The sequence below is a fragment of the Cryptosporangium aurantiacum genome (genome assembly GCF_900143005.1).
Lineage (GTDB): Bacteria > Actinomycetota > Actinomycetes > Mycobacteriales > Cryptosporangiaceae > Cryptosporangium > Cryptosporangium aurantiacum.
On sequence record NZ_FRCS01000032.1, the window covers coordinates 1 to 23,661 of the forward strand.

17 protein-coding genes are annotated in these 23,661 nt (G+C 71.6%); 11 read left to right on the plus strand and 6 right to left on the minus strand.

Annotated features, from left to right (window positions below; all coding sequences use genetic code 11):
- Positions 1-155 precede the first annotated feature (155 nt).
- Together BUB75_RS42725 and BUB75_RS42730 are read right to left on the minus strand one after the other, a co-directional pair.
- Complete coding sequence (locus tag BUB75_RS42725; RefSeq protein WP_073266401.1) at positions 156-3,881, minus strand: ATP-binding protein; 3,726 nt, start codon at positions 3,879-3,881, stop codon at positions 156-158.
- Between the two features lie 10 nt (positions 3,882-3,891).
- Positions 3,892-4,371 carry a GNAT family N-acetyltransferase gene (locus BUB75_RS42730; RefSeq protein WP_178380128.1) on the minus strand — a complete coding sequence of 160 codons (480 nt, stop codon included), beginning with the start codon at positions 4,369-4,371 and terminating at the stop codon, positions 3,892-3,894.
- A gap of 220 nt (positions 4,372-4,591) precedes the next feature.
- Between BUB75_RS42730 and BUB75_RS42735 the strand changes: the two genes are divergently transcribed.
- From BUB75_RS42735 to BUB75_RS42770, 9 genes are all read left to right on the plus strand, one after another.
- A complete protein-coding gene (locus BUB75_RS42735; protein ID WP_073266472.1) occupies positions 4,592-5,983 on the plus strand; it encodes an FAD-binding oxidoreductase in 1,392 nt (463 codons plus the stop codon).
- A gap of 238 nt (positions 5,984-6,221) precedes the next feature.
- The gene (locus tag BUB75_RS42740; RefSeq protein ID WP_218618118.1) at positions 6,222-6,599 is read left to right on the plus strand and encodes a hypothetical protein; all 378 of its coding nucleotides are present in this window, start codon (positions 6,222-6,224) and stop codon (positions 6,597-6,599) included.
- A 124-nt stretch (positions 6,600-6,723) separates the two neighbouring features.
- Positions 6,724-6,828, plus strand: coding sequence for a putative leader peptide (locus BUB75_RS48715; RefSeq protein ID WP_342761178.1), 105 nt, complete (start codon positions 6,724-6,726; stop codon positions 6,826-6,828).
- A gap of 151 nt (positions 6,829-6,979) precedes the next feature.
- On the plus strand, positions 6,980-7,573 hold the full coding sequence (gene cysC / locus BUB75_RS42745) for an adenylyl-sulfate kinase (protein WP_084742496.1): 594 nt from the start codon (positions 6,980-6,982) through the stop codon (positions 7,571-7,573).
- Positions 7,570-8,499 carry a sulfate adenylyltransferase subunit CysD gene (cysD, locus tag BUB75_RS42750; protein WP_084742498.1) on the plus strand — a complete coding sequence of 310 codons (930 nt, stop codon included), beginning with the start codon at positions 7,570-7,572 and terminating at the stop codon, positions 8,497-8,499. Before cysC ends, cysD begins: the two co-directional genes overlap by 4 nt.
- Positions 8,499-9,857 (plus strand): sulfate adenylyltransferase subunit 1, encoded by a 1,359-nt coding sequence (locus BUB75_RS42755; RefSeq protein ID WP_073266405.1) that lies wholly within the window; start codon positions 8,499-8,501, stop codon positions 9,855-9,857. Before cysD ends, BUB75_RS42755 begins: the two co-directional genes overlap by 1 nt.
- Positions 9,854-10,780 (plus strand): sulfite exporter TauE/SafE family protein, encoded by a 927-nt coding sequence (locus tag BUB75_RS42760; protein WP_073266408.1) that lies wholly within the window; start codon positions 9,854-9,856, stop codon positions 10,778-10,780. Before BUB75_RS42755 ends, BUB75_RS42760 begins: the two co-directional genes overlap by 4 nt.
- Positions 10,777-11,718: a sulfotransferase family protein gene (locus BUB75_RS42765; RefSeq protein ID WP_073266410.1), complete on the plus strand. Its 942-nt coding sequence runs from the start codon at positions 10,777-10,779 to the stop codon at positions 11,716-11,718. The genes BUB75_RS42760 and BUB75_RS42765 overlap by 4 nt, the downstream gene beginning before the upstream one ends.
- Before the next feature lies 1 nt (position 11,719).
- Positions 11,720-12,616, plus strand: a complete 897-nt coding sequence (locus tag BUB75_RS42770; RefSeq protein WP_073266412.1) for a glycoside hydrolase family protein — start codon at positions 11,720-11,722, stop codon at positions 12,614-12,616.
- 42 nt (positions 12,617-12,658) lie between these two features.
- On the opposite strand, the gene BUB75_RS42775 is transcribed toward BUB75_RS42770, so the two are convergent.
- Positions 12,659-14,935, minus strand: a complete 2,277-nt coding sequence (locus BUB75_RS42775) for a transglycosylase domain-containing protein (protein ID WP_073266414.1) — start codon at positions 14,933-14,935, stop codon at positions 12,659-12,661.
- 205 nt (positions 14,936-15,140) lie between these two features.
- On the opposite strand from BUB75_RS42775, the gene BUB75_RS42780 reads away from it, so the two are divergent.
- Together BUB75_RS42780 and BUB75_RS42785 are read left to right on the plus strand one after the other, a co-directional pair.
- On the plus strand, positions 15,141-16,661 hold the full coding sequence (locus tag BUB75_RS42780; protein WP_073266416.1) for a potassium/proton antiporter: 1,521 nt from the start codon (positions 15,141-15,143) through the stop codon (positions 16,659-16,661).
- A gap of 29 nt (positions 16,662-16,690) precedes the next feature.
- Entirely contained in the window at positions 16,691-17,470 is a 780-nt protein-coding gene (locus BUB75_RS42785) for an ANTAR domain-containing protein (protein WP_073266418.1), read from the plus strand.
- On the opposite strand, the gene treZ is transcribed toward BUB75_RS42785, so the two are convergent.
- The 3 genes from treZ to glgX are packed head-to-tail and all read right to left on the minus strand — an operon-like array spanning position 17,447 to position 23,585.
- Complete coding sequence (gene treZ / locus BUB75_RS42790; protein WP_073266420.1) at positions 17,447-19,180, minus strand: malto-oligosyltrehalose trehalohydrolase; 1,734 nt, start codon at positions 19,178-19,180, stop codon at positions 17,447-17,449. The two genes, BUB75_RS42785 and treZ, sit on opposite strands and share 24 nt — an antisense overlap.
- Positions 19,177-21,477 (minus strand): malto-oligosyltrehalose synthase, encoded by a 2,301-nt coding sequence (gene treY, locus BUB75_RS42795; protein WP_073266422.1) that lies wholly within the window; start codon positions 21,475-21,477, stop codon positions 19,177-19,179. Before treY ends, treZ begins: the two co-directional genes overlap by 4 nt.
- Positions 21,477-23,585, minus strand: a complete 2,109-nt coding sequence (gene glgX, locus BUB75_RS42800) for a glycogen debranching protein GlgX (protein ID WP_073266424.1) — start codon at positions 23,583-23,585, stop codon at positions 21,477-21,479. Before glgX ends, treY begins: the two co-directional genes overlap by 1 nt.
- Positions 23,586-23,661 lie beyond the last annotated feature (76 nt).

A 23,661-nucleotide genomic window follows, 5' to 3' on the forward strand; every position in this document is an offset into this window, starting at 1 on the left:
CCACTGCAACGACTACGACTACAACGACTGCTACAAGCCGCGCCGCCGTCGTCGCCACCACAAGAAGCGTGACTACTGCTGGGACTACGGCTACTGAGCCGAACCCCCCAACACAAACAAACGGCCGGGAAGCCCCAACGGGCTCCCCGGCCGCTTCACGTGGTCAGCTGGTTCAGCAGGATCTCGGTCCGCTGGGTCAACACGGGGAAGCCGAGCGTGCGGTGCGCGGACAGGGCCTTTCCCGCGTGGCTGCGTGCCTCGTCGACCCGGCCGAGGGCGGCCAGTACCACCGCGATGTGGTGGTGGGTCGATCCCCAGCAGGCGCCGGTGGTGCCGAGCGTTGCCAACCAGTCCGCGTACGGCATCAGGTCGGCCAGCACCGCCTCCGGGTCGGGGGTGCCCAGCTGCGCGCCGACCAGCGCCCATTGAACCAGGACGAAGTCGGTCGCCCAGTTGTTCCGGATCGTGACACCCCAGCGGCCGACGAGCCGCCGCGCGTACCCCTCGTCGCCGGACTCCACGGCGGCGAGGATCGTCGCCGGCCGCAGCATCTCGAACGCCGGTTTCGCGGCGTACTCCAGGAGTTGTTCGAACGCGTCGCCCGGCCGTCCCTGGGCCCGTCGGCTGGTGAACAGTTGCACGAGGTGCGGCAGTTCGCCGCCCCAGAGGCTGGTGCGGTGATGGAAGTCGAGCGCTTCTGCCGAGAGCCGCTCGCCTTCCTCGTAGCGTCCGGACAGCATCGTGCGGGACGCCTCGGCGAACCGGACGATCCCGTCCAACTCAGGCCGGTTGACCTCGCCGACGAGTTCCCGGGCGCGGGACAGGTCGGCGTCGAAACCCGGGAGGTCACCGGCCCGCATCAGCATCCCCATCCGGTGGATGCGGGCCACCAGCTCGTGCGGCCGGGGCACGCCGGGCAGCGCGATCGCCTCGTCGGTGGCTCGACGGCGTTCGGTTTCGCGCTCCGGCACCCACGCGGCGATGTGGTAGTTGTTCAGCGTCTGGGCGAGCAGCGCGGCGTCGCCCAGCGGGCGGGCCAGCTCGACCGCGCGGGCCGCGTACGCCTCGCCCTCGGCCCGCGCCTGCCCGTAGTACAGCTCGACGCCGAGCGTCCCGAGCATCGCTGCCCGCTGTGCGTCGGTGAGGCCCTCCGCGTCGACCCGGTCGCGCAGAATCTGCACCATCCGGTCATCGACGACGCCGTACGGGCGCCAGTTCCACGCGGTGACGCCGCCGAACACGGTGACGGCCTCGATCACCGCGGCCTCGTCACCGTCGGCGAGCGCGAGTTGCACGGCCTCGTCCAGCGCCTCCCGGGCGCCCTCGGTGTCGCTGCAGGCGCGGCGGGCGCGGCCCAGCTCGATCAGCAGGTCTCGGCGGCGCATCGGCGTCGCCACGTCGAGCGCGGCGAGCGCGAGCTCCCAGAATTCCACGGCTTCCGGATGCGCCCGCTGGCCCGCGGCCTGCCTGGCGGCCTTGACCGCGTACTCCACGGCCTTCTCGCTGCTGCCGACGCGTGCCGCGAGCCCGAAGTGGTGGGCGAGTTCGGCCGAGCGGTCGGACGCGGTGGGTTGTGCCTCCAGCGCCTCGCCGACGCGTCGGTGCAGGCGGGCCCGCTGCAGCCGGCTCAACCCGACGTAGAGCGCGTCCCGGACCAGCGCGTGCGAGAACCGGTAGTCCCAGCCGTCCGGTAGCTCCTCGACCAGTCCGCTCGCGACGGCGGGCTCCAGCAGCATCAGGACGCGCTCGGTGTCGAGCTCCATGACGCTCTCCAGGACGTCCACCTCGATGTCACGGCCGCCGACCGCGGCCGCGCGCAGCAGCGCCTGGGTGTCCTGCGGCAGCCGGGCGACCCGCCGGTCGATGACCTCCCGGACGCCTGCCGGAACTGCGGACGCTGCGGCCTCGGTGGAGCCGCTGCCGGCCAGTGCGGCGGGTTGCTCGCTGTTCAAGAGGCGGAGCAATTCACCGAGATAGAACGGGTTGCCGCCGGTGCGGTCGTGCAGCACGCGGACCAGCCGGGGTGCCGGCTCGACCTGGTGCGCGTTCAGGAACTCGGCGACGTCCTCGGCGGTGAACGGGTGGACGTTGACCCGCTCGACGCCGGGCTGTCTGGCGACGTCCCCGAGCGTGTGGTGCAGGGCCGCGGCGTGCTCGCCGGGCTCCTGCCGGAGCGTCACGAGGATCAGCGTCGGATACCGGTGCAGTTCCCCGGCGACGAACGCGAGCAGCTCCAGCGAGGACGCGTCGGCCCAGTGCAGGTCCTCGATGACGATCAGCAGCGGCGAGTCGCCGGCCAGCAGCGCGCTCGCGACGCCGGCGTGCAGCGCGAAGCGTGCGGCGTCCGGGTCGGGGTCGGCGGCGCTGTCCGCGCGGCCGGTGAGCAGACGCAACGCGTCCTCGGCCGCGGAGCCGGGCCGGGTGGCGCAGGCCTCGAGGACCTGGAGCCACGGCCAGAACGCGGGGGACGCGCTGCTCTCCACGCAGCGACCCCAGGCGATCGGGATACCCAGCCCGGTGGCGGTGTCGGTGGCGGCTTGGGCGAGCCGGGTCTTGCCGATCCCGGCCTCTCCGGTGAGCAGCACGACGCCGCCCCGGCCGCGGGGTAGCTCCTGCAGCCGGGTGGTGATCCAGCCGAGTTGGAAGTCGCGGGCGATCAGCGGCAGCGCGCCCGCCCCGGGCAGGGCCGGGGCCTGGTAGTGCGGTGGCTCGGTGACCGGCGTGCGGCTCGGGTGCGGCTGCGCCGGTGCCATCGGAAGCCCGGCCGCCCCCGGCCCGCTCCCGCCAGTCGGCGCACCGGCGGTCGGCCCGCTGGTGGTCGGCCCGCTGGTGGTCGGCCCGCTGGTGGTCGGCCCGCTGGTGGTCGGGGTGACGGTGGTCGGGGTGACGGTCGCCGGGGTGACGGTTGGCGGGGTGACGGCTGGGCGGGGCGGGCCTGCCAGTGGGGACGGCGGCGCGGGGTACGACGTCGCGGCCGGCGACGGGTCGGTGGGCGGCGCGGCAGGTGCCAGGTACAGGAACGGTGACTGCTCGGTGACGACGGCCGTGCCCGGCGGGGTGTCCGGCAGGTCCAGCGACGTGTCCTGACGCAGGACCGCGGCCTCCATGTCGCGCAGCTCGGGCCCGGGATCGAGCCCCAGCTCGTCGGCGAGGATCGTGCGGACCCGCTGGAGCGCGCCGAGCGCGTCGGCCTGCCGTCCGCTGCGGTACAGGCCGAGGGCGAGCAGCGCCCAGAACCGCTCGCGGAACCGGTGGCGCTCGACGATCTGTTCCAGCTTGAGCACGGCTTCGGTGTGGCGTCCGAGGCCGAGCCAAGCCTCGATCTGCAGCTCGTGCGCGACCAGGTGCAGGTCGTGCATGCGGGTGATCGTCGGCTGGGCGAACGGCAGGTCGGAGAAGTCCTGCAGCGCCGAACCACGCCAGTGCGTCGTCGAGGCCCGGAAGTGCGCGTCGGCGGTGAGCGGGTCGCCGGCGGCGAGCGCCCGCCGACCTGCGTCGACGTCCTGTGCGAAGCGAACGAGGTCCACCTGGGCCTGGTCGATGTCGAGCAGGTAGCCGGGTTCGCGGGTGAGCAGCGTGCGGGGCGGGGTGCGGGGCGCGCGGTCGGGCTCCAGCGCTCGACGCAGCTGGGAGATGTACGCCTGCAGCGTGCCGGTTGCGCTGGACGGTGGTTCGTCGGCCCAGAGCTGGTCGATGAGCCGGTCGAGCGGAAGTACCTGACCCGGCGTGATCAGCAGCATCGCGAGGATCGCGCGTTCCTTGCGCGGCCCGATGTCGACCTGGCGTCCCTGCCCGTCGATCACGAGCAGCGGACCGAGTAACCGGAAGTCGAGGGTGCCGGGGGGTGCGGCGTTCGCCGGGGGTTGGTTCTCGGCCGGCATAGCCCCTCCGTCAGGTCTCCCGGGACCTCCACAGCACCGGGCGCCCCACCGAACGGTGAGAGTAACCGTCGTTCACCACGTCGGGATCCTCCGCGAAGCCGAGTCTCCGCAACATCTTCGTCAGCGCGTCGTCGGCGTTGGTGCAGAACTCCAGGATTTCGCCCCCGGCCTGCAGCGACCGTCGTACGTCGCTGAGCAGCCTGGTGGCCAGGCCGCGCCGGCGCCGGGACGGTTCGACCGCGAGCGCGACCATCCGGGCTCGTTCCGGGGTACTGCCGGGGACGACCAGCGCAGCGGCCAGCGCCTGGTGCGGGTCTTCGGCGGCGACGTCGACCAGTAGATACAGGCGGGCGTCCGTGACGTCGCCCAGCATCTCGGGAGCGCACCGCCGCAGCAGGTCGAGGGCAGGCCCCGGCGCCGTCGGTGGCGAGGTCCGGAAGAGGACCATGTCCGCGGCTGCCACATCGTCGGAGGGCAAGGAGGCGGTCACACTGGAGAGCATTCCCAGGCACGCTTGGACGCGACTTGGATCCGGCTAGGGAACGACTCGGTCCATTGCCGCGAACTCGGACCAATACCCCACCCAAGTCAACGGTTTAAGCGGCCAAGCAGCGCTCCAAGTGAGGATCAAGTCGCCGCCAAGCGCCTTCCGCCACTGTTTCCGTTGTCGAGATACGGCAGCGGAAATCTCCAGTGGGGGAAGAGCGATGATGACCATCGGCGCGACGGCGACCAGGGAAGCGGCCGGCAGCGTCGGCGCGGACCTGACCCGCCTGGTGCGCGGACAGGTGCTCTCGCCGGGTGACACCGGGTGGGAGGTGGCCCGGCGTCCGTGGAACCTTCAGGTGAAGCAGGAAGTCCGGGCGGTCGTCGTCGCCGAGGACGCGGAGGACGTCGCCGCCACCGTGCGGTACGCGAACCAGTACGGGCTGTCGGTCGCCGCGCAGCCGGTCGGCCACGGCGCGACCACTGCCCTCCGCGACACGATCCTGCTCCGCACCGGCGCGCTGCGCGGCGTCGACGTCGACCCGGTGGCGCGGACGGCCCGGGTGGCCGCGGGCGCCGGTTGGGCGGACGTCCTCGGCCGGGCGGGTGCGCACGGGCTCACCGGTCTCGCGGGCAGCTCCACCGGCCCCAGCGTCGTCGGGTTCACGCTCGGCGGTGGGCTGTCGTGGTTCGGCCGCAAGTACGGCTTCACGGCCAACGCGGTGCGGTCCGCGGAGGTCGTGGACGCGAACGGCGACCGGTACCGGGTGGACGCCACCCGCGACCCGGAGCTGTTCTGGGCGCTCCGCGGTGGCGGTGGTGACTTCGCGCTCGTCACCGAGCTGGAGTTCGACCTCTTCCCGGCGCCGCTGCTCTACGGTGGCCGGCTGCTCTGGCCGGCCGAGCGCGCCGCCGAGGTGCTCGAGGCGTACCGGGAGACCGTGGCGATCGCGCCGGAGGAGCTGAGCCTCTGGTACACGCTGCTGCGCTTCCCGCCGATCCCGGAGCTGCCGGAGTTCCTGCGGGGCCGCGCGATGGTGGCGGTGGACGCGACCTACCTCGGTGGGCTGGCGAACGGCCGGGAGCTCCTCTCGCGGCTGCTCGCGGTGCCGGGGACGCTGCTCGACACGGTCGGCGCGCTGCAGGTCGCCGACCTCGGGTCGGTGGCCGCCGAGCCGGTCGACCCGGTGCCGGCGATGGAGTACGCGGCGCTGCTGCCCGAGCTCGACGACGACGCGGCTGACACGCTGCTCGGCGTGGCGGGGCCGCACAGCGGTTCGCCGCTGAACACGGTGCAGCTACGGCACCTCGGCGGCGCGCTCGCGCGGCCGACCATCGGCGGTGGTGCGGTGGGGCACCTCGAGGAGAAGTTCAGCCTGACCGGGATCGGCATGCCGATGGGGCCCGGCATGGCCGAGCAGATCGAGGCGCACCAGGCGCTGATGGCGGACGCGTTCGCCCCGCACGCCAGCGGACGGATCTTCTTCACGTTCCTCGGCTCGGAGGAGAGCCCGGTCGCGGCGTTCCCGCCGGATGTGCTCGCCCGGTTGCGGGACGTCAAGCGGCGGCGCGACCCGCACGGCGTCATCCGGAGCAATCACCCCGTGCTCCGATAACCCCCTGACTCGGGGTCTCCGCGGTTGCCCCCCGTCTTCCGCGTCGAGATCCCGAACCCACCGGCCCGGACGTCACCTGGAGAGTGGTGGCGTCCGGGCCGGTGGCCCCCCGGCCGATGTTGCCCCGGCCGGGGGGCGCGGCCCGTGGCGTCCGGATGGGGTTGCCGGGCGCCTCGGGCCGCGTTGGTTGCAGCCTGCGCCCGGCCACCGGGTGGCGCGACGCCCCTACACTTAGTTCGTGACCAGCATCGACGCCCATCGCGCCGCATCCACCGGTCGTTCGTTCCGCCACCGGGCCGGGGCTCGCATCGGTGCCCTGATCGCGGCAGCCGCTCTCGGGCTCGCCGTGCTCGCCGGGTGCGGCGGAGACAACTCGCAGACGGACTGCAACCTCAACTCGTGCACGATCACCTTCGACCGTGGGGTGGACGCCAGCGTCTCGGTGCTCGGCATCGACGCGAAGCTCATCTCGGTCCAGGACAGCCAGGCGACGCTGGAGGTCGCCGGGCAGCAGGTGACCGTTCCGGTCGGCCAGGATGCCCAGTCCGAGGGCTTCAACATCTCGGTCGAGGAGATCACCGCCGACGAAGTGATCGTCAAGATCTCGGCCAACTGACCCTCCACACCCCAGCCCCGCACCCCCCGAGGTGCGGGGCTGCGTTGTGCTTACGGTCTGTGATTTCCTATCCAAACGGTGGGATCGATGTGACCTTGGGCCTGTGCCGGGTAACAATGACTCCATGACGCACCGCACGAGTCGACGCCCAGGTCAGCGGGTCCCGCTGACGCAGCGGCGCCACATCGACCTCGTGCGCGTCGCGACCGCACTCTGTCTGGTCGACTGACCGCTCACCGCAGGGAGCGACCGCAGCGCACCGTCGCGTCCGCGTGCCTCCTCGACCGCGCCGGCCATCCGTTCGCCCGGCCCGGACACGCTGCCCCCGGCCCCGCACCGCCGAGCCCCGGCCCAGACCCGCCGACCGAGGGATTCAGACGATGCCCCCAGCGTCCACTCCTGGCACCGACCATGCCCCCGCCGCTCTCCCCTCGAGCGCGCCCGGCGGCGCGACGATCTGGCTGACCGGTCTGCCCAGCGCGGGCAAGACCACGGTCGCGCTCGCCGCGGCCGAGCTGCTGCGTGCGGACGGCCGCGCGGTCGAGGTGCTCGACGGGGACGAGATCCGCGCATTCCTCTCGGCTGACCTGGGATTTTCCCGGGAGGACCGGGGCAAGCAGGTCGCTCGGGTGGGCTGGATCGCCCGGCTGCTCGCCCGCAACGGCGTCCTCGCGTTCGCGCCGCTGGTCTCCCCGTACGCGGCGGACCGCGACGCGCTCAAGGCCGGGTCGAAGGCTGAAGGACTCGCGTTCCTAGAGGTGTACGCCGCCGCCCCGGTCGAGGTCTGCGCCCACCGGGACGTGAAGGGCCTGTACGCCGGGCAGCGCACCGGCGCGGTCTCCGGGCTGACCGGCGTGGACGCACCGTACGAGATCCCCACCGCCCCCGACCTGGTGCTGCGCACGCACGAGGAGTCGGTCGCGGCCAGCGCGTCCCGGCTGGTCGGGTTGCTCGCCGAGCGGGGCCTGGCGTGAGCCGGGTCGCCGGGCTGATCCCCGGTCACTCCGCTCCCGGCGCCCTCGACCTCCTGGAGGCCGAGGCCATCCACGTGCTGCGCGAGGCCGCCGGGCAGTTCGACCGGCCCGCGTTGCTGTTCAGCGGTGGCAAGGACTCCGCGGTGCTGCTGCACGTGGCCACCCGCGCGTTCGGTGGCGCGCCGCTGCCGTTCCCGTTGCTCCACGTCGACACCGGCCACAACTTCGCCGAGGTCATCGACTTCCGTGACCGGCGGACCGCCGAGACCGGCACCGACCTGGTCGTGGCCCACGTCGAGGAGACGATCGCCGCCGGCCGGGTTTCCGACGTTGCCCAGGGCCAGTCCCGCAACGCACTGCAGAGCCGGACGCTGCTCGACGCGATCGAGGCGCACAAGTTCGACGCGCTGATCGGTGGCGCCCGCCGGGACGAGGAGAAGGCGCGAGCCAAGGAGCGGGTGTTCTCGCTCCGGGACGCGTTCGGCGGCTGGGATCCGCACCGGCAGCGCCCCGAGCTCTGGCGTCTCTACAACGGCGCCCACCAGCCGGGGGAGAACGTCCGGATCTTCCCGCTCTCGAACTGGACCGAGCTCGACGTCTGGCGCTACATCGCGCGGGAGAACATCGAGCTCCCGCCGCTCTACTACGCCCACGAACGGGACGTCGTCGAGCGCGACGGCATGTTGCTCGCGATCACCGAGTGGTCCTCGGACGCCGATCGCGCAGCCGCGGTCCGCAAGAAAGTCCGCTACCGCACGGTCGGCGACGCGATCAGCACCGGCGCGGTCGAGAGCGACGCCACCGACGCGGAGGCTGTGCTGACCGAGGTGACGCTGGCCGAGCAGTCCGAGCGCGGCGCGACCCGCGCCGACGACCGGACCAGCGACGCCGCGATGGAGGACCGGAAGCGGGAGGGCTACTTCTGATGACACTTCTCGAGTCCCCGAAGCGGGCGGCGGGCGCGACCGGCTTGATCCGGGTCGCCACCGCGGGTTCGGTCGACGACGGCAAGAGCACGCTGGTCGGCCGGCTGCTCTACGACGGCAAGGCGGTGCTGGCCGACACGCTGCAGGCGGTCTCCTCGGCCAGCCGGGCCCGCGGCGCAGAGCTCGACCTGTCGCTGCTGGTCGACGGGCTGCGCAGCGAGCGGGAGCAGGGCATCACGATCGACGTCGCCCACCGCTACCTCTCCACCGAGGCCAGGGACGTCGTCCTGGTCGACTGTCCCGGCCACGTCGAGTACACCCGCAACACCGTGACCGGCATGTCGTCGGCGGACGTGGCACTGTTGCTCGTCGACGTCCGCAACGGGCTGGTCGAGCAGACCCGGCGGCACGCCGCGGTCGCCGCGCTGCTCCGGGTGCCGCACCTGATCCTGGCGGTCAACAAGATCGACCTGGTCGACTACGACGAGGACGCGTTCGCGCAGGTCGTGGCCGACGCCGAGGCGTACGCGAAGGAGGTCGGCATCGCGGAGGTCACCGCGGTGCCGGTGAGCGCGAAGGCCGGCGACAACGTCACGACGAGGTCCGAGCACACGCCCTGGTACACCGGCCCGACGCTGCTCGAGCTGCTGGCCTCGGTGGAGGTGCCGGTCCGCGCGAACGCGCCGCTGCGGCTGCCGGTGCAGTGGGTCGCCCGCGGAGACGGCCCCCGCCGTTACACCGGCACGGTGGCGTCCGGGATCGCCCGCCCCGGTGACGAGGTGCTGGTGCAGCCGGCCGGCCGCCGCACCCGGATCGTCGCGGTCGAGGACGCCGACGGTTCGCTCGACGCCGCCGGTGAGGGTGCCGCGGTCGCGGTGACCCTGGCCGACGACCTGCACGTGGGCCGCGGTGAGCTGATCGTCGCGGCGGACGCACCGGCCGAGGTCCTGCGGGAGTTCGTCGCCGACCTGGCGGTGGTCGGGGAACGACCGGTCGTCGCCGGTGACCGCGTGCTCGTGCGGCACACCGGCAAGCTCGTCCGCGGCCTGGTCCGCGAGGTCACCGACACCGTCGACATCGACACCGGCCGGCGACGCCCGGCCGACCGCCTGGAGACCAACGACATCGGCCGGGCGACGATCGCCGTCGCCGAGCCGCTCGCCGTCGACGCGTACGGCCACGACCGGACGACCGGTGCCGCGCTGCTGCTCGCCGAGCGGACGGGCGACGCGATCGCCGCCGTACTGGTGCGCCGCCTCGAAGAGCGCCCCTTGGAAGAGCGCCCCCTCGAAGAGGGCCCCCCCGAACAGCGGCGCCCCCTCGAACAGGGTCCCCTCGATCAGGGAGAGAACCGTTGACCCGTTTTCTCGTCTTCGTCCTGGTGGGTCTGGGCGCCCAACTGGTCGACGGTTCGCTCGGCATGGCGTTCGGCGTCACCGCGACCACGCTGCTGCTCACCAGCGGCGTCACGGCGGCGGTCGCGTCGGCGTCGGTACACCTCGCCGAGATCGGAACGACGCTCGCGTCCGGCGCGGCGCACTGGCGGTTCCAGAACGTCGACTGGAAGCTCGTCGTGCGCCTCGGCGTGCCGGGCGCGGTCGGCGCGTTCGTCGGGGCCTCGCTGCTGTCCCGGCTCTCCACCGAAGTGGCCGAGCCGTGGACGTCAGCGATCCTGCTGGTGCTCGGCGTCTACATCGTGCTGCGGTTCGCCACCAGGGCGATCGACGGTCAGCTGTCCGCGCGTCCGCCGCTGCGCAAGCGTGCGCTGGTGCCGCTCGGCCTGACCGCGGGTTTCATCGACGCCACCGGCGGCGGCGGGTGGGGACCGGTCGCCACCTCGACGCTGCTCTCGGCGAAGCGGACCGAGCCGCGGAAGGTCATCGGCTCGGTCGACACCAGCGAGTTCCTGGTCGCGCTGTTCGCCAGCTTCGGCTTCCTGCTCGGGCTCGGCAACGAGGCGATCGACTGGGCGGTGGTCGGCGGCCTGCTGGTCGGCGGTGTGATCGCGGCGCCGTTCGCGGCCTGGCTGGTGAAGCACCTGCCGCTGCCGCTGCTCGGCACCGCGGCCGGTGGGTTGCTCGTGCTGACCAACGTCCGGACGTTGTTGAAGCAGACCGACGTGGCGGACGCCGCCCGACTCGGGATCTACGCCGCGATCGTGGCGGTCGTGGTCGCGCTAGCGACCTATGCCTATCTGCGGTGGCGCCGCGAAGGCTCGCGCGTCGGCGAGGAGTCCCTCGAGCAGGCGCCGTCCGAGCCGGTGGGGGTGGCACCACAGTGACGCTGCCCGACTTCCTCGTTATCGGCGTGCCCAAGGCGGGCACCACCGCGCTGCACGCCGCGCTGGTCCACCACCCCGAGCTGTACCTGTCGAAGGTGAAGGAGCCGAAGTACTTCCTGTCCGAGGGGCCGCCGCCCGCGCAGGGCGGCCCCGGCGACGCCCAGACCTACCAGGAGCACGTCTGGAAGCGCGCGGACTACGAGGCGCTGTTCGCGCCCGCCCCGCCCGGGACGCTGACCGGCGAGGCGACGCCGTTCTACCTCTACGACCTGGACGCCCAGGCCCGGATCAAGCGGACCGTCCCGGACGCGAAGCTGATCGTGGTGCTGCGGAACCCGGTCGATCGCGCGCACTCGAACTGGTACCACCTGTGGGCGGCGGGGCTGGAATCCGAGCGGGACTTCGTCACCGCCTGCGAACTGGAACCGGAGCGGAAGGCGGCCGGCTGGGCGCACTTCTGGCACTACCTCGGCCAGGGACGCTACGGCGAGCAGCTGCAGCACCTCTACACGCTGTTCGACGAGGAGCAAGTGCTGCTGATGCGGTACCGCGACCTGCGGGACGAACCGGTCGAAGCGCTGGACCGGGTCTGCGCGTTCCTCGGCGTCCGCACCGGCATCCTCGACGCGGTGCCGTCCGAGAACGTCACACCGTACGTGCCGGACACCCCGGTCAACGCCGTCCTCCGGACGCTGCTGCGCACCGGAGGCCGGCTCGGTCAACACTTCCCGGTTCCGCTGCGGCTGGCCGCACGGGGACCGCTGCTCACCGCACTCCACCGGCAGACCGGCCCGCGTCCCCGGCTGACGTTGCACGAACGCGCCACGATCTTGCCGTACTTCCACGAGGACATCGTCTTACTGGAGAAGGTGACCGGCGAGTCGTTCCAGGACTGGCTGGACGTCGAGAATCCGCCCCCGGCACACCGAAGGAGATAGCGTGAGCGAGCCCGTTCCAGCGTGGGAAGGGGCGACGGTCGTCGTCGAACCACCGGAGGTCACGACGGGATCCTGGGCCGGCGCGCCCAGCGCCGTCCTCGCCGACGGCGTCTACTACCTGGCCTACCGGCTCCGGCTGCCGATCGGCGCCGGTCGCGGCTACGTGAACGTGATCGCGAAGTCGGCGGACGGCGTCACGTTCGAGCCGGTCGCCGAGGTCCGCCGGGAGGAGTTCGACTCCGACTCCCTGGAGCGCCCGGCGCTGCTGCGGGCTCCGGACGGACGCTGGCGGCTCTATGTCAGCGTCGCCACGCCGGAGACCAAACACTGGCGAGTGGTGCTGCTGGAGGCCGACACGCCGGAGAAGCTCCCGCTCGCCGCGCCCCGCACAGTGCTGCCCGGCGACGAGACGGTCGGCGTCAAGGACCCGGTGATCGTGCACGCGGCCGGGCGCTGGCACCTCTGGGCGTCGGTCCACCCGCTGGAGTCCGACGAGCATGCCGACCGGATGACCACGGAGTACGCGACCAGCCCGGACGGCGTCGAGTGGACCTGGCACGGCACCGCGCTGGCCGGCCGTCCGGGCGAGTGGGACGCCCGTGGCGTCCGGTTCTCGTCGGTCGTCGTCGACGGGGACAGCGCGCTCGCGCTCTACGACGGGCGGGCCACCGCCGAGGAGAACTGGGAAGAGGTCACCGGCCTCGCCCACGGCCGGCTCGGGGACGACGGCCTGTTCAGCCCGTTCGTGGCCGACCCCCGCCCGCCGAAGCGATCGCCGTTCGCTCCCGGCGGGCTCCGGTACGTCTCGGTGCTGACGCTGCCCGAGGGCGGCTACCGCGTCTACTACGAGGGCACCCGCGCCGACGGCGCCCACGAGCTGCGCACCGAACTCGTGTGAAGGGCTACCGGGGCGATAACCCCGGTAGCCCTTCACGAACGGTCAGTCGCCGGGTGTCGGCGGGGTGGTGGTTCTCCCGCCGTCCTCCTCGTCGGGATCCTCGTCGTCCTCACCTGGGCGTGGAGTCGGCGAGCGCCGGTCGCGTTCCCGCCGTTCCTGGTCCGGGTCGGCCGGTCCGCCACCCACGCTCGGATCGCTCTTCAACGTCGGCGGCGAGCCGTCCGCGCCCCACTTCCGGAAGCTGGTCGGGGCGACGAAGCCCTTCGGGGCCACCGTGCTCAACGCGGTCTGCATCGTCTTGATGAACACGGTCGCGGGCACCCGGTAGTTGGGCACCGGGCGGACGTTCGGGTTGTCCGGATCGGAGTAGAACACCGCCGCGGCCAGGTTCGGCGTGAAGCCGACGAACCACGCGGCCTTATTGTCGTCGGTCGTACCGGTCTTGCCGGCGATCGGCCGGACGAACGCGCCGCCCACCCGGCCCGCGGTCACCCCGTTCCGGCGGGAGCATCCGCTCGCCGCGTCGTCGCCGACCGGGCAGCGGGCGGCGTCCGCCACCGCGTCCGCGATGTCGGGGGCGAGCACCTGTTTACAGGTCGGGTTCCCGAACGCGATCTGCCTGCCGTTCCGATCGGCGAGCGAGAGCAGCGGGGTCGGATCGCAGCGTTTACCGCGCGCGGCGATCGTCGCGTAGGCAGTCGCCATGTCCAGCGGGGTGACCAGCGCGGTGCCGAGCGTGAACGAGCCCCAGGCCTTGGGGTTGGTCTGCACGGCGTTCCGCTGGTCGTAGTCCTTGCTGGAGCGGAACGTCACGCCGAGCCGTTCGGCCATGTTGACCGCGGCCTTGACGCCGATCCGTTCCTCGAGCTGGACGAAGAACGTGTTGACGGACTCCCCGAAGCCCGACCACATCGTGTGGGTGCCGGACATTCGTCCGCTGGCGTTCTTCGGGCACCAGTAGTCGCCGTCGCACGCGACCGGGCCGCTGGCGTTGCGGAACTGGGTCTTGATCCGGCCGGCCGAGTAGATCTTCGTGCCGAGCGGCAGCCCTTTCTCGATCGCGGCGGCGAGCGTGAACAGCTTGAACGTCGAACCGGCCTGGTAGCCGGGGGAGACGTTGGTGCCGGTGAGCAGCGGGTTCACCGTGTTCGGCGCGGACCCGCCCGCCGGGTTCTTCTTCAGGCTGTACGTGCGGTTGATCGCCATCGCGGTGACCCGCCCGGTGCCGGGCTGGACGACGACGACGCCGGTGGCGAAGTTGCTCGTCCGCCGGACCTCCTCGTCGACGGCCTTCTGCGCGGCGCGCTGGGTGGCCGGGTCGAGCGCGGTGACGATCTTGTAGCCGCCGGTCTTCAGGTTCTGCTCGCGCTCGGTGCGGTTGCGGCCGAACGCCGGGTTCGACTTCCACCAGTCGAGGAACCAGTCGCAGTAGAAGCCGTACGACGGGTCGCCGTTGACGCAGGAGCCCTGCGGCTTGCGCGGGTGGAGTTCCAGCTTGGTCGCGGCGGCCTCGTTGGCCTCGACCCGCGTGATGTAGCCGAGGTCGGCCATCCGGGACAGGACGTAGTTCCGGCGGGCGCGGGCCGCGTCGGCGTCGCCGCTGATCGGGTCGTACGTCGACGGGCTGCGGACCATCCCGGCCAGCATCGCGGCCTCGGCGAGCGTCAGGTCCTTGGGCGCCTTCGAGAAGTACCGCTGGGCAGCCGACCCGAGGCCGTAGCCACCGTTTCCGTAGAACGAGATGTTGAGGTAGCGCTCCAGGATCTGCTGCTTGGTCAGCTGCTTCTCCAGCGCCACCGCGTATCGCGCCTCGCGGACCTTCCGGCCCACCGTGTCCTCGGTCGCGAGCCGACGCTCAGCGGGCGTGTCCGCGGCGTACGACAGCACGTTACGGACGTACTGCTGGGTCAGCGTCGATGCGCCCTGCTGGATGTCTCCGGCCTGCTGGTTGCGGACGAACGCCCGGATGATGCCCTGCATGTCGACGCCGTTGTGCTGGTAGAACCGCGCGTCCTCGGCGGCGACCATCGCGTCCTGCATCATCTGCGGGACCTCGCTGATCGGCACCGGAACACGGTTCTCGGCGTAGAACGACGTGATCGGTGAACCGTCGGCGGCCAGCAGGTAGGACGTCTGCGGGAGCGGCGGGGTCGCCAGGTCGCTGGGAAGGTTCTCGAACTCGTCGGACGCGGATTTGGCGGTCAGGCCGGTGACCGCGACGGCCGGGAAAGCTGCTGCCGCGATGACGACGCCGGCCAACAGTCCACAGAGGGCGATCGCGAACAGCTGGGCCCTCTTGTCTTTCCCCCGCGATTCCATGGGGCCAGGCTAGTTTCGAGAACGGGAACAGAGAAGACAAAACTCCGTAACGACGGCGCGCCACCTCGACACACCGCGAAGCCCCACGAAACCACTGGGCATATCGTCCCAGGTGAGGCGTGTGGGGCCGGAGTGACGCGCCGGGAAACTCGTCCCGGCGTGGTCAGGAGTTCTCCGAAGGTCAGGATGGTAGAGCCTTCTTGCGATGGATGCGCTCGATCTCTACCTCCTCGGCGGCGCTGCGGTGCTGCTCGCCGCGGTCGTCGCGGTCCGAGTCGCGTCCCGGGTGGGCATGCCCGGTCTGCTCGCCTTCCTGCTGGTCGGGCTCGCGCTGGGGGAGTCCGGACTCGGCATCCGGTTCGACGACGAGGAGCTGACCCAGCTCGTGGGGTTCGCCGCGCTCGCGGTGATCCTCGCCGAGGGCGGCCTGACCACCCGCTGGCAGGACATCCGTCCGGTGATCGGGCTGTCCACCGTGCTGTCGACGGTGGGCGTGCTGGTCAGCGTCGCCGCGGTCGCGGTCTGCGCGCACCTGGCACTCGGCTTCGACTGGCGGCTGGGCATCCTGATCGGCGCGGTGGTGTCGTCGACCGACGCGGCCGCGGTGTTCTCCGTCCTCCGGCGCTTGCCGCTGCGACGCAGGCTCAGCGCGACGCTGGAGGCCGAGTCCGGCTTCAACGACCCGCCGACCGTGATCCTGGTGACCGTCGTCGCGTCGGACGCCTGGGAGACCGCGTCCGGGTGGGAGATCGGCGGGCTGGTCGTCTACGAGCTCGTCGCGGGTGCGCTGATCGGGCTGCTCGTGGGTTTTGTCGGACAGTGGCTGCTGAACCGGATCGCGCTGCCGGCGTCCGGGCTGTACCCGGTCAGCGCGATCGCGATCCCGCTGTTCGCGTTCGGGGGCGCCGGGATGCTGCACGCGAGCGGGTTCCTCGCGGTCTACGTCGGCGGGCTGGTGCTGGGCAACGCGTCGCTGCCGCACCGTAACGCCACCCTCGGCTTCGCCGAGGGTCTTGCCTGGGTGGCCCAGATCGGGTTGTTCGTGATGCTCGGGTTGCTCGCCAGCCCGACACGTCTGGACGACGCCCTGGTGCCCGCGCTCGTGGTGGGCGTCGCACTGCTGCTGGTCGGACGTCCGCTCTCGGTGCTGATCTCGGCATCGGCGTTCCGATTGCCGTGGCGGGAACAGACGTTCCTGTCCTGGGCCGGGTTGCGCGGCGCGGTGCCGATCGTGCTCGCGACGATCCCGGCGGTGGCGCCGATCTGGGGTCGCGCCCGGCTGTTCGACGTCGTCTTCCTGCTGGTCCTGATGTTCACCGTGGTGCAGGCGCCGACGCTGCCCTGGGTGGCCAGACGGCTGCGGGTGGCCGCTCCGGACGAGGCCAGGGACATCGTCGTCGAGGCCGCACCGCTCGACGAACTGCGCGCCGAGCTGCTCGCGGTCACGATCCCGCCGCGGTCCCGTCTCGCGGGCGTCTGGGTGACCGACCTGCGGCTGCCCGACGGCGCGGTGGTGACGCTGCTCGTGCGCGACGGCCGCAGCACGGTGCCCGATCAGCACACCCGGTTCCGGGTCGGCGACCAATTCCTCGTCGTGACGACGACGGCCGACCGGCGGGCCACCGAGCGTCGGCTCCGGGCGGTCAGCCGCGCCGGGCAACTGGCCCGCTGGTGGGGCGAGCACGGCGGTGACGTGCCTGCCCGGCGTACACACGAGCATGGTTGACCGGGTTACGGCCGGGAAATAAATCAGTCGTGGACGACGACACCACCTCCGGGCGGGCGCTGATCGAGCGTCTGCTGTGTTATGCCGTCGACGAGGTCGCCGGGGCGATCGGGGCCGGCGTGAGCCTCGTGCGGGACGGCAAGATCACCGAGGTCTCCGCGGTCGGCGCCGCGGCGAGGCTGGACCGCTTGCAGTGGGAAGTCGGTGAGGGTCCGGTGGTGCGGGCGCACCACACCGAACGGTCCGTGCTCTCCGACGACCTGCGCGCCGACCCGGAGTACCCGGCGCTGCGGCGGTCGCTGACCGGGACGTACGTGTCCGGGCTCCCCGGTACCGTCGGCGCGGTCGCGATGCCCGGTTCCTGGGACGAGGGCGGTCCCTCCCAGTTCTCGCTCTACCTCGAGCGCAAGCCGAGCGAGAAGACCGTCGCGGTGCTCGACCGGATCGAGCCGATGGTCTCGCACGCGCTGGCCACCGTGGTGTTCTGCGAGAAGGAGTCGATGCGCGCCGACCAGATGGCGAAGATGGTTCAGTACCGGCGCGTGATCGAGCAGTGCAAGGGCGCGCTGATGGCGACCACGGGGGTCTCCGCGCCGCGGGCGTTCGAGCTGCTCGACCGCGCCAGCCAGCGCTACAACGTACGGCTGCGCGAGCTGGCGGTGGCGCTGGCCGAGCACGTCGGCAACGCCCCCGCCGAGCATCCGGACGACGTCGGTCACGTGCTGACGCCCACCGAGAGCGCCCGCACCGCCGCCCGCCAGCTGTGGCGTGCGGTGGCTCGCGCGTCAAAGGCGGAGAACGGCCACTGACTCCGGGGGCAGCCAGACCGTGGGGCCGTCCTCGACGTCGACGTTCTCGCCGAACAGAACCGCGTCGACCGGTGCCGCCAGCGGGATCGCCTGGGCCTCGCCGGCCAGGTTGACCGCGACCGCGTGCCGTTCACCGCGGTACACGACCAGACGACGCGAGTGGTCGTCGTACTCCACCGCCACCCGGTCCAGCCGCGGATCGCTCAGGTCCGAGACGCTCCGCCGCAGCGCGATCAGCCGCCGGTAGGCGTCCAGCAGGCCGGCGTGCGGTGGCTTCTCCAGCTCGGTCCAGTCGAGCTTGGAACGCTCGAACGTCGCCGGGTCCTGCGGGCTCGGCACGTCGGCCTCGCCCCACCCGTACGCGGCGAACTCGGACTTGCGGCCGTTCTCCACCGCGGTGGCGAGGTCCGGTTCCGGGTGGCTGGTGAAGTACTGCCACGGCGTGCTCGCGCCCCACTCCTCACCCATGAACAGCATCGGCGTGAACGGTGACGTCAGCATCAGCGCCGCGCCGATCGTCAGCAGGCCGGGGGAGAGCGTGGCGGAAAGCCGGTCACCGATGGCGCGGTTACCGATCTGGTCGTGGTTCTGCAGGCTCACCACGAACCGGTAGCCGGGGGTGTTCCGCCGGTCGACCGGTCGGCCGTGCACCCGCTCGCGGAACGACGAGTACGTCCCGGCGTGCAGATACGCGCTGGTCAGCACCGTGGTGAGCGTTGAGAGTGACCCGAAGTCGCGGTAGTAACCGCTGCGCTCGCCGGTGAGCAGCGCGTGCAGCGCGTGGTGGACGTCGTCGTCCCAGGCCGCGGTGAGGCCGTACCCGCCGGCCTCGACCGGCACCATCAGCGTCGGGTCGTTGAGGTCGGACTCGGCGATCAGCGACAGCGGCCTGCCGACGTGCGTGGAGAGGACGTCGACCTCGCGGGACGCCTCCTCCAGCAGGTGGGCGGCGCGGGTGTCGGCGAGCGCGTGCACGGCGTCCAGGCGCAGCGCGTCGACGTGGAAGTCGCGGAACCAGCCGAGGATGTTGTCCAGGATGTAGCGCCGGACCTCGTCGGAGTTCGGTCCGTCGAGGTTCACCAGGTCACCCCAGGTGTTGCGGCCCTCCTTGAGGTACGGGCCGAACCGCGGCAGGTAGTTGCCGGACGGACCGAAGTGGTTGTAGACGACGTCGAGCGCCACGCCGACGCCCCTGCGGTGGCACGCGTCGACGAACCGCTTCAAGCCGTCCGGGCCGCCGTACTGCTCGTGCACGGCGTACCAGGCGACACCGTCGTACCCCCAGTTGTAGGGGCCGTTGAAGCTGTTGACCGGCAACAGCTCGACCAGGTCGACGCCCAGCTCCACCAGGTGGTCGAGTCGCTCGATCGCGGCGTCGAACGTCCCCTGCGGGGTGAACGTGCCGACGTGCAGCTCGTAGAGGACGCTGCCCGGGAGCTGCTTGCCGGTCCAGTCGCCGTCGGTCCACCGGTACGCGCCGTGGTCGTAGACGCGGCCCGGCTCGTGGACGCCGTTGGGCAGCCACGCGGCGCGCGGGTCGGGGAGCGGTTGCGGGTCGTCGTCCAGCAGGTAGGCGTAGTCGGTGCCGGGGACGGCGTCCGGCAGGTCGACGCGCCACCAGTCGCCGGAGCGCTCCAGATCGGCCGTGTGCTCGCCCACCCGGATCCGGACCCGGGACGGCTTGGGTGCCCACAGCTCGAAAGCCGTCATGGTGCACTCCTCGTGAGCAGGGCCACCGGGTAGCGGGACAGGATGTCGACGACGCCGACCGGACCGTCCGCCCCGGCGGAGTACACCGCGCCGGTCAGCGCGTCCGTCCACTCGCCGTCCGGGAGCTCCAGCACGGTGTCGCCCCAGCCGCCGCGCCGCTCCAGCGCGACCGGCAGCCGGGTCGCCACGGTGATCGCACCACCCCGGTCGAACGCCACCGCGTGCGCGGCCGCCGACCCGGACGCCGACACCGGCGTGTACCCGCTGAAGAGCTCCGGCCGATCGCGCCGCAACCGCAGGGCCCGCGAGGTGACCAGCAGCTTGGCGGCCCCCTCGGCGTCCACCGGCGGCAGCCAGCCGTCGTCGAGCCGGGCCAGCAGCTTGCGCCTGGCGTCGAAGTCGACCGGTCGCCGGTTGTCCGGGTCGACCAGCGAGTTGTCCCACAGCTCGGTGCCCTGGTAGGTGTCCGGGATCCCCGGCATCGTCAGCTGTACCAGCTTCTGGCCGAGCGCGTTGACCCAGCCGTAGGGCGTGATCCGCTCGGCGAATTTCACCACGTCGGGGGAGGCAACTGCGGCCTCCACGGCGGCGTCCAGCGCGGCTTCGAACTCCTCGTTCGGGTCGTTCCAGGACGTGACGGTCCGCGCCTCCCGAGCGGACTTGCGCATCGCCTCGCGAAGCCGTGACGCCTCGATCGGCCAGGTCGCGGCGACCGACTGGTACAGCAGGTGGGCGATCGCCCCGTCCGGCACCGGCGCGATGTCCCGCCAGCGCCGCACGGCGTCCGCCCACTCATCCGGGAGCTCCGACAGCACGGCCAGCCGCGCCCGGACGTCCTCGGAGCGCTTCGTGTCGTGCGTCGACAGCGTGGTCATGCCGCGGGGGAACACCGCCTGCCGCGCCTGCGCCGCCGCGTGCCACTCGGCAGGCGAGCCGCCGAACTTCGTCGGGTCACCGCCGACCTCGTTGAGCGCGACGAACCGCGTCCACCGGTAGAACGCGGTGTCCTCGGCGCCCTTGGCCATCACCGCGCCGGACGTCTGCTGGAACCGGATCGCCAGCTCGTCGTCCGGGTCGGTCAGCCGGGGCTCCAGCGCGTCCAGCGCCGGTCCGAGGTCGGGGCGGTTCTCGCGCGCGAGGACCAGGGCCGACGCCAGGTGGTCGAGTCCGAACGGCAGGTACGACCGGTACACCGGGAACACCGCCAAAATTTCGGACAGCGCCTCTGCGTATTCAGACACGTCGGGCACGACCGGCTCGGCAGGGGAGACCCCGGACGCCAGCCGGGCGAGCCGACGCAGCTCCGCCCTGAGCATGCCGGTCGCGACGTCCTTCTTGGACGTGTAGAGCAGCCCCGGATAGTCGGTGGCAACGCCGGTCAGCTCGGTGTCCAGCGCGGTGAACGCGTCCTCGCCCGCCGGGTCGACGAACAGCGCACCGACCTCGCCCAGCGCGTCGTACCCGGTCAGGCCGTCGATCGGCCACTCCGGCAACGCCTCGCCCGGCTCGGCGATCTTCTCCACCACGAGCCAGGCGTCCGGCGCTCCGATCCGCAGCCGCTGCAGGTACTCACCGGGGTCGCGGAGGCCGTCCGGATGGTCGACGCGAATGCCGTCCAGGTCGCCCTCGGCGTACCAGCGGAGGATCTCGCCGTGGGTGGCGTTGAAGACCGTCGGGTCCTCGACCCGGAGCCCGGCCAGGTCGGTGATCGCGAAGAACCGCCGGTACGTGATCTCGGCGTCGCCGCGGCGCCAGTCGACCAGCCGGTAGTGCTGCCGGTCGTGCACCTCCTCGGGCGTTCCGTCCTCCGTGCCCGGCGCGAGCGGGTACCGGTGCTCGTAGTAGTGCAGTTCTCCGTCGGAGACCGTGAGCGCGGAGACGTCGTCGTCCGATCCCAGAACCGGGATCAGCAGCGGGCCGCGGTCCCAGTCGATGTCGAACCAGCGGGCGTAGTCCGACTCGCGCCCCCGCTTCAGCACGTCCCACCAGGCCGGGTTGGCCTCCGGAACGGCGACCCCGGCGTGGTTCGGGACGATGTCGACGACCAGGCCGAGGCCGTGGGCGCGCAGCGCGCTCACCAGCTCGGACAGCGCGGACGCCCCGCCCAGTGCGGTGTTCACGCGCGAGTGGTCGACCACGTCGTACCCGTGCGCGGATCCGGGCGCGGACTGCAGCAGCGGCGCCGAGTACAGCTGGGTCGCGCCGAGGTCGGCCAGGTAGTCGGCGAGCCCGGCGGCCGCACCCAGGTCGAACGCCGGCTGCACCTGCACCCGGTAGGTGCCTCGCACGGCCCCCATCAGACGTCCCGCTGCAGGACGAGGAGCGACCGGGCCTCGACCGGGATCTGACCGCCGGCCTCCGCTATCCGTCCGGCACGCTCGCCGGGTGCTGCGGTGTCGATCGCGACCTTCCACTTCGCGGCGAACTCGCTCGGCGGCATCGTGAAGTCGATCGACTCGTAGTGCGCGTTGAAGCACAGGACGAACGAGTCGTCGAGGATCTGGTCACCCTGCGGCCCCAGCTCGCGGATGCCCTGCCCGTTGAGGAACAGCATGATCGCGCGGCCGAAGTCGCTCTCCCAGTCGTCCTCGGTCATCTCCCGCCCGTCCGGCGTGAACCACTCGATGTCGTTGAGCGGCTTGCCCGCACCGCGGCGGACCGGGCGGCCGTCGAAGAACCGGCGGCGCCGGAACACCGGGTGCTCGGCCCGGAACTCGGCCAGCTTGCGAACGAAGTCGACCAGCTGCTCGTCGGCGTTGCGCCAGTCGACCCACGACAGGTCGCTGTCCTGGCAGTAGGCGTTGTTGTTGCCCCGCTGGGTGCGGCCCAGCTCGTCGCCGTGACCGATCATCGGGACGCCCTGGGACAGCAACATCGTCGCCAGGAAGTTCCGGCGCTGCCGGGCCCGGAGTTCGAGGACTTCCTGGTCGTCGGTGGGGCCTTCGACCCCGCAGTTCCAGGACCGGTTGTGGCTCTCGCCGTCCTTGTTGTCCTCGCCGTTCTCGTCGTTGTGCTTCTCGTTGTACGAGACGAGGTCGTTGAGCGTGAACCCGTCGTGGCAGGTCACGAAGTTGATGCTGGCCACCGGACGACGTCCGTCGTGCTGGTAGAGGTCGGCGGAGCCGGAGATGCGGGACGCGAACTCGCCGATCGTGCCGGGCTCGCCGCGCCAGAAGTCCCGCACGGTGTCGCGGTACCGGCCGTTCCACTCGGTCCACAGCGGCGGGAAGTTCCCGACCTGGTAGCCACCGGGACCGACGTCCCACGGCTCGGCGATCAGCTTGACCTGGCTGACGATCGGGTCCTGCTGGATGACTTCGAAGAACGTCGAGAGGCGGTCGACGTCGTAGAACTCCCGGGCCAGCGTCGCGGCGAGGTCGAACCGGAAGCCGTCGACGTGCATCTCGGTGACCCAGTACCGCAGCGAGTCCATGATCAGTTGCAGTGAATGCGGCTGCCGGACGTTGAGGCTGTTCCCGGTGCCGGTGTAGTCCATGTAGTACTCCGGCTGGTCGTCGACCAGCCGGTAGTACGTGCGGTTGTCGATGCCGCGGAAGCTGAGCGTCGGGCCCAGGTGGTTGCCCTCGGCCGTGTGGTTGTAGACGACGTCGAGGATCACTTCGATGTCGGCGGCGTGCAGCGCTTTGACCATCGCCCGGAACTCCTGGACCTGCTGCCCGCGGGTGCCGGTGCTGCTGTAGCCGGAGTACGGCGCCAGGAAGCCGATCGTGTTGTAGCCCCAGTAGTTCCGCAGGCCCTTCTCGACCAGGTAGTGGTCGTGCACGAAGTGGTGCACCGGCATCAGTTCGAGCGCGGTGACGCCCAGCTTCGAGAGGTGCTCGACCACCGCCGGGTGGCCGATCCCCGCGTACGTACCCCGGAGCGCCTTCGGCACCCCGGGGTGGTTCATCGTCAGCCCGCGGACGTGGGTCTCGTAGATGACCGTGTCGTGGTACTGGTGCCGCGGGGAGCGGTCCTCGGCCCAGTCGAAGTAGGGGTTCGCGACGACGCACTTGGGCAGGTGCCGGGCGGAGTCGGTGTCCGAGCGCTCGTGCGGAGCGTCGAATTTGTAGCCGAACAGCGAGTCGTCCCAGTCGACGTCGCCGTCGATGGCCTTCGCGTACGGGTCGAGCAGCAGCTTGTTCGGGTTGCAGCGGACGCCGGACTGCGGGTCGTGCGGCCCGTGGACCCGGAACCCGTACCGCTGACCCGGCTGTACGCCGGCGAGGTAACCGTGCCAGACGAAACCGTCGACCTCGGGGAGGGCATGACGCTCCTCGACGCCGCTGTCGTCGAACAAGCAGACTTCGACCTTCGTCGCGGCCTCGGAGAACAGCGCGAAATTCGTGCCGACGCCGTCGTAGGTCGCACCCAACGGGTAGCTGGTGCCGGCCCACACCTGCATCGTGCCTCCTCGTCGAACGTGCCGTCGTGGTACACCCACCGGATCCGCATCGATCCAGCGAGCCCCGGGCGAGGGG